Genomic DNA, 10,536 nt, shown 5'->3' with positions numbered 1-10,536 from the left:
AGCGGGCGGGTGGAGTCGGCCTCCCCTCCAGCCCTCACCAGGAGGGAGGCCGGTTCCTGTTGCGGCGGCCCGTGGCAGACGGCGCCGGATCGCGCTTCCCACAGTCATCGGATGGCTTGCGGGTCACGAGGACCATACGAGCCTGACATCTGACTGACAAGAGGAAACCTCGGATGATTCTCAACCGTGACGTCCGGGTTTCCGCACTGTGTCGTGGATGAAGCGGTATTTCCACTCTGAGCTGCATATTTGACGGATGGTTAGAGAGCGTACAACTGACGCGTCCGGCAAACATCGGAGGACTTCTTGCGAGGATGTGACTGAGGCTCGTATGGTCAGGGCGTCACGGATTCATCCGATGTGTTGGCCGGTGAAGAGGCCCGGCCCGCAGACCTATGACGGGAGTCAGGGCATGAAGCTACTGCGGATCGGACCGGCGGGAGAAGAGGTTCCGGCAGCCCTCGGTGACGACGGCCGGGTCTTCGCGCTCACGGGCCTGACCGGTGACATCGACGGAGCGTTCCTCGCCTCGGACGGGATCGACCGCGTTCGCGCCGCCCTGGCCGCCGGTGAGCTCCCTCCGATCGACGCGGCCGGCCTGCGGATCGGCGCACCCGTCGCCCGGCCGGGCAAGGTCGTCTGCATCGGCCTCAACTACCGCGACCACGCCGAGGAGACCGGCGCTGCCGTCCCCACCCGGCCGGTGGTCTTCATGAAGGACCCCTCCACCGTGGTCGGCCCCGACGACCGGGTGCTGATCCCGCGCGGCTCGGCCAAGACCGACTGGGAGGTCGAACTCGCGGTCGTGATCGGCCGCGAGGCCCGCTACCTGGACTCCCCCCGGCAGGCCCTCGCCCACGTCGCGGGCTACGCGATCAGCAACGACGTCTCCGAACGCGAGTTCCAGCTGGAGTACTCCGGGCAGTGGGACCTCGGCAAGTCCTGCGAGACCTTCAACCCGCTCGGCCCCTGGCTGGTCACCCCGGACGAGGCCGGCGACCCGCAGACTCTGGGCCTCCGGCTGGCCGTCAACGGCGAGACCCGCCAGGACGGCAGCACCAAGAACATGATCTTCGACGTCGCCCACATCGTCTGGTACCTCAGCCAGTACATGGTGCTGCGCCCCGGAGACGTGATCAACACCGGCACCCCGGCCGGGGTGGCCCTGGGCCTGCCCGGTAACCCCTACCTGCGCGCGGGCGACACCGTCGAACTGGCCATCGACGGCCTCGGCACTCAGCGCCAGACCTTCTCCAACGCGTGAAAGGCACCACCTTGTCCGCAACCACAGCGGCGCGGATCACCGCCGTCGACACCTACGACATCCGCTTCCCCACCTCGCGGGAGCTGGACGGGTCCGACGCCATGAACCCGGACCCCGACTACTCCGCCGCCTACCTGGTGCTGCGCACCTCCGACGGCGAGCCGGAGGGCCACGGGTTCACCTTCACCATCGGCCGTGGCAACGACGTCCAGGTCGCCGCCATCGACGCGCTGAGCCCGCACATCGTCGGGCGTTCCGTCGCCGAGCTGTGCGCCGACCCCGGTTCCCTGTACCGCGACCTGATCGGTGACAGCCAGCTGCGCTGGCTCGGCCCCGAGAAGGGCGTGATGCACATGGCGATCGGGGCCGTGGTCAACGCCGTCTGGGACCTCGCCGCCAAGCGCGAGGGCAAGCCGCTGTGGCAGCTGCTCGTCGACGCCGACCCCGAGTGGTTGGTCTCCCAGGTCGACTTCCGTTACATCGCCGACGCGCTGACGCCCGACGAGGCTCTCGAACTGCTGCGCAAGGGCAGACAGGGCGCACCCGCCCGGGCCGCCGAACTCGTGCGCCGCGGCTATCCCGCCTACACCACCTCGCCCGGCTGGCTGGGCTACAGCGACGAGAAGCTCACCCGCCTCGCCAAGCAGGCCGTCGCGGACGGCTTCGCCCAGATCAAGCTGAAGGTCGGCGCCGACCTGGAGGACGACGTCCGCCGTTGCCGCGCCGCCCGCGCCGCCGTCGGCCCGGACATCCGGATGGCGATCGACGCCAACCAGCGCTGGAACATCGCCGAGGCGATCGAGTGGACGAACGCCCTCGCCGAGTTCGACCCGTACTGGATCGAGGAGCCCACCAGCCCGGACGACGTCCTCGGCCACGCCGCCATCCGCAAGGGTGTCCACCCGATCAGGGTCGCCACCGGCGAGCACGTGCAGAACCGCATCGTCTTCAAGCAACTGCTCCAGGCCGGCGCCATCGACATCCTCCAGCTGGACTCGGCCCGGGTGGCCGGCGTCAACGAGAACCTCGCCATCCTGCTGCTCGCCGCCAGGTTCGGCGTCCCGGTCTGCCCGCACGCCGGCGGCGTGGGCCTGTGCGAACTCGTCCAGCACCTGTCGATGTTCGACTACGTCGCGCTCACCGGCACCACCGAGGACCGGGTCATCGAGTACGTCGACCACCTCCACCAGCACTTCCTCGACCCCGTCGTCATCGACGCCGGCCACTACCGAGCGCCCGTCCTGCCCGGCTTCTCCGCCACCATGCACCAGACCACCATCGACACCTACACCTACCCCGACGGCGCGTTCTGGGCAGCCGACCTGGCGGGCCACGACAAGGAGGAGCGCTCATGACCACCCGCGACCTCGACGGACTCACCGCCCTGGTCACCGGCGGAGCCTCCGGCATCGGACTCGCCACCGCCCGCCTGCTCGGCGAACGCGGAGCGGACGTCGCCGTCCTCGACCTCGACCCGAGCAGCGTCCGCGTCCCGCTGCGCGGCTTCACCGCCGACGTCGCCGACGACCGCTCGGTCCGCGAGGCCGTTCAGGCGGCGGCCGAAGCGCTCGGCGGGATCGACATCCTGGTCAACAACGCCGGCATCGGCGCCGCCGGTACCGTCGAGGACAACCCCGACGAGCAGTGGCACCGCGTCCTGGACGTCAACGTGCTCGGCATCGTCCGCACCACCCGCGCCGCCCTGCCGTACCTGCGCCGCTCGGCCCACGCCTCGGTGGTCAACACCTGCTCCATCGCCGCCACCGCCGGACTGCCCCAGCGCGCGCTGTACTCGGCGAGCAAGGGCGCCGTCCTCTCGCTCACCCTGGCCATGGCCGCCGACCACGTCCGCGACGGCATCCGGGTCAACTGCGTCAACCCCGGCACCGTCGACACCCCGTGGGTCGCCCGGCTGCTCGACGCGGCCGACGACCCGGCCGCCGAACGCGCCGCCCTGAATGCCCGCCAGCCCACCGGCCGGCTGGTCAGCGCCGAAGAGGTCGCCGCCGCCATCGCCTACCTCGCCTCCCCGGCCGCCGCCAGCGTCACCGGCACCGCGCTCGCCGTGGACGGCGGCATGGCCGGCCTGCGCCTGCGACCGGAGCCACGCCGGTGAAGCCGCGCCACAACCCGCTCGGCCGCAGCACGGCGCACGTGACCGCACTCGCGTTCGGCGCCGCCGGCATCGGAAACCTGTTCACCCCGGTCACCGAGGCGCAGGCCGAACAGGCCGTCACCGCAGCCTGGGAGTCCGGCGTACGGTACTTCGACACCGCCCCGCACTACGGCCTGGGCCTGTCGGAGCGCCGGCTCGGCGACGCCCTGCGCGAGTTCCCCCGGGACCAGTACACGCTCTCCACGAAGGTCGGCCGGCTGCTGGAGCCGGCTCCCTCCGGCGACGGCGACGACCTGGCCAACGGCTTCGCCGTCCCCGCCACCCACCGCCGCGTCTGGGACTTCAGCGCCCGGGGCGTACGCCACTCCATCGAGGACAGCCTGAACCGGCTCGGCCTCGACCGGATCGACATCGCCTACCTGCACGACCCCGACGACCACGCCGAACAGGCGCTCACCGAGGCCTACCCGGAACTGGAACGACTGCGCGCCGAAGGTGTCCTGGGGGCGATCGGCATCGGCATGAACCAGGCCGAGCTGCCCGCCCGCTTCATCCGCGAGACCGACATCGACGCGGTCCTGCTGGCCGGCCGCTACACCCTCCTCGACCAGCAGGGGCTGACCGAGCTGCTGCCCTTGGCCCAGCAGCGGGGCATCGGCGTCGTCATCGGCGGCGTCTTCAACTCCGGCCTGCTCGCCGACCCCCGCCCCGGCGCCACCTTCGACTACACGGCCGCGCCCGACCACCTGCTGAACCGCGCGCTCGATCTCAAGGCCGTCTGCGAGCGGCACGGCGTACCGCTGCGCGCCGCCGCCCTGCGGTTCCCGTTCGGGCACCCGGCGGTGGCGAGCGTCCTGGTCGGCACCCGTAGCGCCGGTGAGGTCCGGGACGCCGCCACCATGCTCCACCACCCCGTCCCGGCGGTACTCTGGGCGGACCTCAAGGACCGCGGACTGCTGCCCGCGGACGTCCCCACGCCCGAGGTGGTGAGCTGATGCGCGTCGCCCTGTTCATCACCTGCTTCAACGACACGCTCTTCCCCGACACCGGCCGCGCGGTGGTGACCGTGCTGGAGCGACTCGGCCACCGCGTCGAGTTCCCGCGGGAACAGACCTGCTGCGGCCAGATGCACTTCAACACCGGCTACCGCCCCGACGCCCTCCCGCTGGTGGCCCGCTTCGCCCGGACCTTCGCCGACTACGACGCCGTGATCACCCCCTCCGCCTCCTGCGCCGGGATGGTCCGCGACAACCACCCCCTGCTCGCCCGCGACCACGGGAACACCGACCTCCAGCAGCAGGTCACCGAACTGGTGCCCCGGGTGTACGAGTTCACCGAGTTCCTGACCGACGTGCTCGGCGTCACGGACGTCGGCGCCCGCTTCCCGCACCGCGTCGCCTACCACCCCACCTGCCACTCCCTGCGCGGCCTTCGCCTCGGCGACCGCCCCGACCGGCTACTGCGCGCCGTCGAGGACCTTGAGCTGGTCGACCTGCCCGCGGCCGACTCCTGCTGCGGCTTCGGCGGCACGTTCGCCGTCAAGAACGCCGACACCTCCGCCGCGATGCTCGCCGACAAGAACACCGCCGTCCTGGCGAGCGGTGCCGAGGTCCTGTGCGCCGCCGACAACTCCTGCCTGATGCACATCGGCGGCGGACTGTCCCGCCAGGGCGCGCCCGTGCGGACCCTGCACCTGGCCGAGATCCTCGCCGCCACCGAAGGAACCGCACGATGAGCAATCCCGGCAGCCGTGGCGTCGTCTGGCTCGGCTCGCCGTCCTTCCCCGAGGCGGCCCGCACCGCGCTTGCCGACCAGCAGCTGCGCGCCAACCTGAAGCGCGCCACCACCACCATCCGCGACAAGCGGCTCGCGGTCGCCTCCGAACTGGACGACTGGGAGCAGCTGCGTGATGCTGCCGCCGCGATCAAGAAGCGCACCTCACGTCACCTCAACCGCTATCTCGTCCAGTTGGAGGCCGCTGTCACCGCGGCGGGCGGCACCGTGCACTGGGCGGGCGACGCCGCCGAGGCCAACCGCATTGTCACCGAACTCGTGCGGGCCACCGGCGAGCGCGAGGTGGTGAAGGTCAAGTCGATGGCCACGCAGGAGATCGGCCTCAACGAGGCCCTCGCCGAGGCCGGGATCACCGCCTACGAGACCGACCTCGCCGAACTCATCGTCCAACTCGGCGACGACCGGCCCTCCCACATCCTCGTCCCCGCGATCCACAAGAACCGCAGCGAGATCCGCGACCTCTTCACCGCCGAAATGGCCCGCTGGGGGCAGCCCGCACCCGACGGCCTCGGCGACGACCCGCGCGAACTCGCCGAAGCCGCCCGGCTGCACCTGCGGAGCAAGTTCCTCACCGCCAAGGTGGCCGTCTCCGGCGCCAACTTCGCCACCGCCGACACCGGCACCGTGGTCGTCGTGGAGTCCGAGGGCAACGGCCGCATGTGCCTCACCCTGCCCGAAACCCTCATCACCGTCATGGGCATCGAGAAGGTGGTCCCCACCTGGCGCGACCTGGAGGTCTTCCTCCAGCTGCTGCCGCGTTCCTCCACCGGCGAGCGGATGAACCCGTACACCTCCACCTGGACCGGCACCACCGACGGCGACGGCCCGTCGCAGTTCCACCTGGTGCTGCTCGACAACGGCCGCACCGACACCCTCGCCGACGAGGTCGGACGCCAGGTCCTCGGCTGCATCCGCTGCTCGGCCTGCCTCAACGTCTGCCCCGTCTTCGAGCGCACCGGCGGCCACGCCTACGGCTCCGTCTACCCCGGACCGATCGGCGCCGTCCTCACCCCGCAGCTCGTCGGCGTGGAGAACGCCGCTTCGCTGCCGTTCGCCTCCACGCTGTGCGGGGCCTGCTACGACGCCTGCCCCGTCAAGATCGACATCCCCGAGGTGCTGGCCCACCTGAGGGCCAAGGCCGTCGAGAGCAAGCCGAAGCGGGCGGAGGCACTGGCCATGAAGGCCGCCGCCGCCGTCCTCGACTCCCCGCGCCTGCTCTCCGCCGCCCAGAAGGCCGCCGCCCTCGGCGGCCGGGCCCTCGCCCGGAACGGGCGCATCGGCCGGCTGCCGGGCCCGCTGCACGGCTGGTCCGACACCCGCGACACCCCCGCACCCCCCGCCGAGTCCTTCCGCACCTGGTGGCGCAAGAACAGGGACCAAGAAGCATGAACAGCCGTCAGGCCATCCTCGGCCGTATCCGCGCCGCGCTCACCGACGTCCCCGCCGACGAACTGCCCACCGACGTCCCCGTACCCCGGACCTACCGGCGCAGCCACACCGAGCCGGGCGAGGACACCGTCGCCCTGTTCGCCGAACGCGTCGCCGACTACCGGGCGCACGTCACCCGCACCGATCAGGCGGGCCTGCCGGCCGCCATCGCCGCCGCGCTCACCGCGTGCGGGGCGCGAAACCTGGCGCTGCCCGGTGGCTTTCCCGTCGAGCTGCTGCCGTCCGGAGACTGGCAGTGGCACCCGGAACCGCTGGACGTCCCAACCTTGAACGCCTTGGACGGCGCCGTCACCCTCGCCGCCGCCGGCATCGCCGTCACCGGCACCATCGTCCTCGACACCGGCCCCGGCCAGGGCCGCCGCGTCCTCACCCTCGTCCCCGACTACCATCTGTGCGTCATCCACGCCGGACAGATCACCGCCGACGTCCCCGACGCCCTCGCCCGCCTCGACCCCTCGCTGCCGCTGACCTTCATCTCGGGCCCCTCCGCCACCAGCGACATCGAACTCGACCGCGTGGAAGGCGTGCACGGCCCCCGCACCCTGCACGTCGTCATCGTCGACCCCACCCGCCCGGAGCAGCCATGAGAGTCGCCCTGCACACCCGCGTCCGCGCCGATCGGATCGCCGAGTACGAGGCGGCCCACCGCACGGTGCCCGCCGAACTCACCGCCGCCATCCGGGCCGCCGGCGTCACCTCGTGGACGATCTGGCGCAGCGGCTGCGAACTGTTCCACCAGCTGGAGTGCGAGAGCTACACCCGTCTCCTCGCCGCACTGGAGCACCTCCCGGTCAACACCGCCTGGCAGGAGAAGATGGGCGAACTGCTCGACATCAGCCACGACTACTCCGACGCCGGGGCCGGCCTCCCGGTGGTGTGGGAACTGTGACCGGACCTCAGATCATCGACGCGCACCACCACGTCTGGGACCTCGACACGCGGCCGCAGCCCTGGATCACCGGAGAGGCCCTCGCTCCACTGGCCCGCTCCTTCACCGCCGCCGACCTCGCCCCCGAAGCCACGGAGGCCGGAGCGGTCGCCACGGTCGTCGTGCAGACCGTCTGCGTCCCCGAGGAAACCCCCGAACTGCTGGCCCTGGCCGACGGCAGCGACCTGATCGCCGGCGTCGTCGGGTGGACCGACCTCACCGCCCCCGACGTTGCCGAAGCGATCGCCGCCCTGCGTGAACTCCCCGGCGGAGAAAGACTGGTGGGCATCAGGCACCAGGTCCAGGAGGAACCCGACCCCGCTTGGCTGCTGCGCCCCGACGTCCAGCGCGGCCTGATCGCCGTCGCCGGCTCCGGCCTCGCCTACGACCTCGTCGTCAAACCGCACCAACTGCCCGCCGCAGCCCTCGCGGCCGCCCGGCTCACCGACCTGACGTTCGTCCTCGACCACCTCGGCAAGCCCCCGATCTCCGAGGGCACGCTCGACCCCTGGGCAGCGGACCTGCGCCGCCTGGCCGCGCTGCCCAACACCGTGTGCAAGCTCTCCGGCCTGGTCACCGAGGCCGCCCCCGGTCGGTGGCGCACGGAGGACCTCGCGCCGTACGCTGACACCGCCCTGGACGCCTTCGGCCCGCAACGCCTCCTCTTCGGCTCCGACTGGCCGGTATGCACCCTTCGGGCCGACTACGCCGAGGTCGTCCGGATCACCCGGCGCCTCACGGACCGGCTCGGCGCGGGGGAGAGGGACGCGGTGTTCCGGCACAACGCGATCCGCGTGTACGGGCTCGGCGCCCCGGGTCGGCCCGCGGAGGGACGTGCCGGTCCGCCGGGACCGTAGCCGCCGCGGGCGGAGTGCGGCCCACCCGGGACGGACGGCCTCCTCAGGGATCTTGCCGGATGGTCTTGACCTTTCGCGGTCAAGGCGATCTCCGGGCGGGTGCCATGGAAGCTATGCTGCAACGATCAGGACCAGGGAGGCAGGAGCGTGCCAGTCACCGACTCGGCGATCGAGAAGATCAAAGCCATGATCGTCAGTGGTGAGCTGCGCCCTGGTTCGCGACTCCCCAAGGAGGCCGACCTGGCCGAGCGGCTCGGTCTGTCGCGCAACTCCCTGCGTGAGGCCGTGAAGGCCCTCTCGCTCATCCGGGTGCTCGACGTACGCCAGGGGGACGGCACGTACGTGACGAGCCTGGAGCCCAACCTGCTGCTGGACGCCCTGGGCTTCGTCGTCGACTTCCACCAGGACGACTCGGTGCTGGAGTTCCTGGAGGTCCGCCGCATTCTGGAGCCCGCTGCCGCGGCCATGGCGGCCCGAGTGATGCCGGACGAGGACATCGCCGCCCTCGGGGAGATCCTGGAGAGCCTGAGCGACGACGCCTCCCTGCAAGAACTGATCGACAACGACCTGGAGTTCCACCGCAGGATCGCAGCCGGTTCGGGCAACACCGTCCTGTGCTCGCTCGTCGAGGGCCTGTCCGGCCCGACCGCCCGGGCGCGGATCTGGCGCGGGCTGACCGAGGAAGGCGCGGCCGACCGGACCCGCCAGCAGCACCGCGCCATCCTCGACGCGATCGCCCACCGCCGCCCCGACCTCGCGCAGGCCTGGGCGACGGTGCACGTGGCAGGCGTCGAGCAGTGGCTGCGGGACACCCTCGGCGCAGCCGGATCCTCACTCGGCTGACCCCGGGGCGGGTGCCCGGCGCGGCGCGACCTCCGCACAGGCGGGGGTGCCGGGCTCGGGCGCACGCCGAGAGGCCGGGTGGCCCGGGGTGTTCCACGGGCCACCCGGCCTCGTCCTCGGCGCTCCGGCTACTCCTCGGTCGGGCCGAGGTCCGGCTGCTCGCGGAGCTCCACCGTGCGGGCGAAGTGGCCGATCCGGAGCCGCTGGTTCCACCGGAGACCGGAGGACGTGCCGCGCGTGGTGAGTCCGACGGCGGACCGGGACCGGCGCCTGTCGTGTCGTGTCCGCGATGTTGGCGCAAACACTCAGGCACTTCCGCCGGCGGTGGGTCGGCAGCATGGCTCTGGAGTTCGACGTCCTCCACGTCCCCCGACGACAGCCCCGGCCGGCCCGCGCCGAGTTCCGGCGCGGGCCGTCGTGCGGTGGGTTCGGGCGCCGGCCTAGAAGGCGGAGTTGGTGAACCAGAGGTCCAGCAGTTCTTCGTCCCCGGAGGCCGTGATCCCGGGTGCCGAGCGGTCGGTGCGGCCGTAGAGGAGGAGCAGGAGGTCGGCGGCGGTGGCGGAGACCGTGGCGTCGGCGTCGGCGTCGGCGTCGGTGGCGGTCGCGTCGACGGGGGCCGGGCCGAAGCCGTCGGGGCGCAGGTGGATCAGCCAGTCGCCGTCGCCGTCGGTGCGGGTGAAGCGGAGGGTGCGATCGGCGGCGCGGAGCTTGGCCGTGTGCGGGGCGAAGAGGGTGGCGTGCGGCAGGTTGGTGAGGAATTCGGCCACGCCGTCCGCGGCGAGGTCCGGGTCGATCTCGGGCTTGAGCCCCAGGGCGAGTTCGGCGTCGACGCGGTGGACGAGGGTCTCGAAGAGCATCCGGCGCACCCAGAAGCGGGCGTGCTGGTCGGCGCCCCAGGCCCACATGGGGGCGTCGAGGTCGGTCGCCGCGAACGTCGCGGCCGCTTCCGCGCCGGCCTCGGTGAGCCACGCCGGGTAGTCCTCGGCCCGTTCGGGGAGCTTGAGGTCGACGTCCCGGCTGGTGGGCGGTGCCTGGATGCGTTGCCGCAGCAGGACGGTGAACCAGCGCTGGACGCTGCCGGCGTGGCGGAGGAGGTCGGCGAGGGTCCAGTCGGGGCAGGTGGGGACGGGAGTGGCCGGGTCGGCGGAGCGTACGGCGGTGGCGAACCTGTGGGTCTCGGCGGCCACGGCGTCGACGTGCTCGTTCGGGGTCATGGACGGTTGCTCCGGAGGGATTCAGGGGGCGGCGGGACCAGCGGTCCGGTGGCGAGGGTGAGGGTGAAGGG

The 10,536-nt window shown here is 72.0% G+C and carries 11 protein-coding genes; 10 read left to right on the top strand and 1 reads right to left on the bottom strand.

Going from position 1 to position 10,536, the window contains the following annotated elements; all coding sequences use genetic code 11:
• Positions 1-412 precede the first annotated feature (412 nt).
• The 10 genes from ACIQOV_RS10825 to ACIQOV_RS10780 all read left to right on the top strand — a co-directional run bounded on the left by ACIQOV_RS10825 (position 413) and on the right by ACIQOV_RS10780 (position 9,251).
• Positions 413-1,264: a fumarylacetoacetate hydrolase family protein gene (locus ACIQOV_RS10825; RefSeq protein WP_401047264.1), complete on the top strand. Its 852-nt coding sequence runs from the start codon at positions 413-415 to the stop codon at positions 1,262-1,264.
• An 11-nt stretch (positions 1,265-1,275) separates the two neighbouring features.
• Positions 1,276-2,619 (top strand): L-fuconate dehydratase, encoded by a 1,344-nt coding sequence (locus ACIQOV_RS10820; protein WP_401047262.1) that lies wholly within the window; start codon positions 1,276-1,278, stop codon positions 2,617-2,619.
• On the top strand, positions 2,616-3,380 hold the full coding sequence (locus tag ACIQOV_RS10815; RefSeq protein ID WP_401047260.1) for an SDR family NAD(P)-dependent oxidoreductase: 765 nt from the start codon (positions 2,616-2,618) through the stop codon (positions 3,378-3,380). The genes ACIQOV_RS10820 and ACIQOV_RS10815 overlap by 4 nt, the downstream gene beginning before the upstream one ends.
• The gene (locus tag ACIQOV_RS10810; RefSeq protein ID WP_401047258.1) at positions 3,377-4,375 is read left to right on the top strand and encodes an aldo/keto reductase; all 999 of its coding nucleotides are present in this window, start codon (positions 3,377-3,379) and stop codon (positions 4,373-4,375) included. The genes ACIQOV_RS10815 and ACIQOV_RS10810 overlap by 4 nt, the downstream gene beginning before the upstream one ends.
• A complete protein-coding gene (locus tag ACIQOV_RS10805; protein ID WP_401047255.1) occupies positions 4,375-5,115 on the top strand; it encodes a (Fe-S)-binding protein in 741 nt (246 codons plus the stop codon). Before ACIQOV_RS10810 ends, ACIQOV_RS10805 begins: the two co-directional genes overlap by 1 nt.
• Positions 5,112-6,563 (top strand): LutB/LldF family L-lactate oxidation iron-sulfur protein, encoded by a 1,452-nt coding sequence (locus tag ACIQOV_RS10800; RefSeq protein ID WP_401047252.1) that lies wholly within the window; start codon positions 5,112-5,114, stop codon positions 6,561-6,563. Before ACIQOV_RS10805 ends, ACIQOV_RS10800 begins: the two co-directional genes overlap by 4 nt.
• Positions 6,560-7,210: a lactate utilization protein C gene (locus ACIQOV_RS10795; protein ID WP_401047250.1), complete on the top strand. Its 651-nt coding sequence runs from the start codon at positions 6,560-6,562 to the stop codon at positions 7,208-7,210. Before ACIQOV_RS10800 ends, ACIQOV_RS10795 begins: the two co-directional genes overlap by 4 nt.
• Positions 7,207-7,512 (top strand): L-rhamnose mutarotase, encoded by a 306-nt coding sequence (locus ACIQOV_RS10790; protein WP_401047248.1) that lies wholly within the window; start codon positions 7,207-7,209, stop codon positions 7,510-7,512. The genes ACIQOV_RS10795 and ACIQOV_RS10790 overlap by 4 nt, the downstream gene beginning before the upstream one ends.
• On the top strand, positions 7,509-8,408 hold the full coding sequence (locus tag ACIQOV_RS10785; RefSeq protein WP_401047246.1) for an amidohydrolase family protein: 900 nt from the start codon (positions 7,509-7,511) through the stop codon (positions 8,406-8,408). Before ACIQOV_RS10790 ends, ACIQOV_RS10785 begins: the two co-directional genes overlap by 4 nt.
• Before the next feature lie 147 nt (positions 8,409-8,555).
• Positions 8,556-9,251 (top strand): FadR/GntR family transcriptional regulator, encoded by a 696-nt coding sequence (locus tag ACIQOV_RS10780; protein ID WP_401047244.1) that lies wholly within the window; start codon positions 8,556-8,558, stop codon positions 9,249-9,251.
• A gap of 440 nt (positions 9,252-9,691) precedes the next feature.
• Here ACIQOV_RS10780 and ACIQOV_RS10775 read toward each other — a convergent pair whose 3' ends face one another.
• Positions 9,692-10,465 (bottom strand): maleylpyruvate isomerase family mycothiol-dependent enzyme, encoded by a 774-nt coding sequence (locus tag ACIQOV_RS10775; protein ID WP_401047241.1) that lies wholly within the window; start codon positions 10,463-10,465, stop codon positions 9,692-9,694.
• Positions 10,466-10,536 lie beyond the last annotated feature (71 nt).

The organism is Kitasatospora sp. NPDC091257, from assembly GCF_044757675.1.
Classification (GTDB): domain Bacteria; phylum Actinomycetota; class Actinomycetes; order Streptomycetales; family Streptomycetaceae; genus Kitasatospora; species Kitasatospora lactacystinica.
Note: the sequence above shows the minus strand (reverse complement) of the source record. Positions and strands in the feature narration are given on the sequence as shown.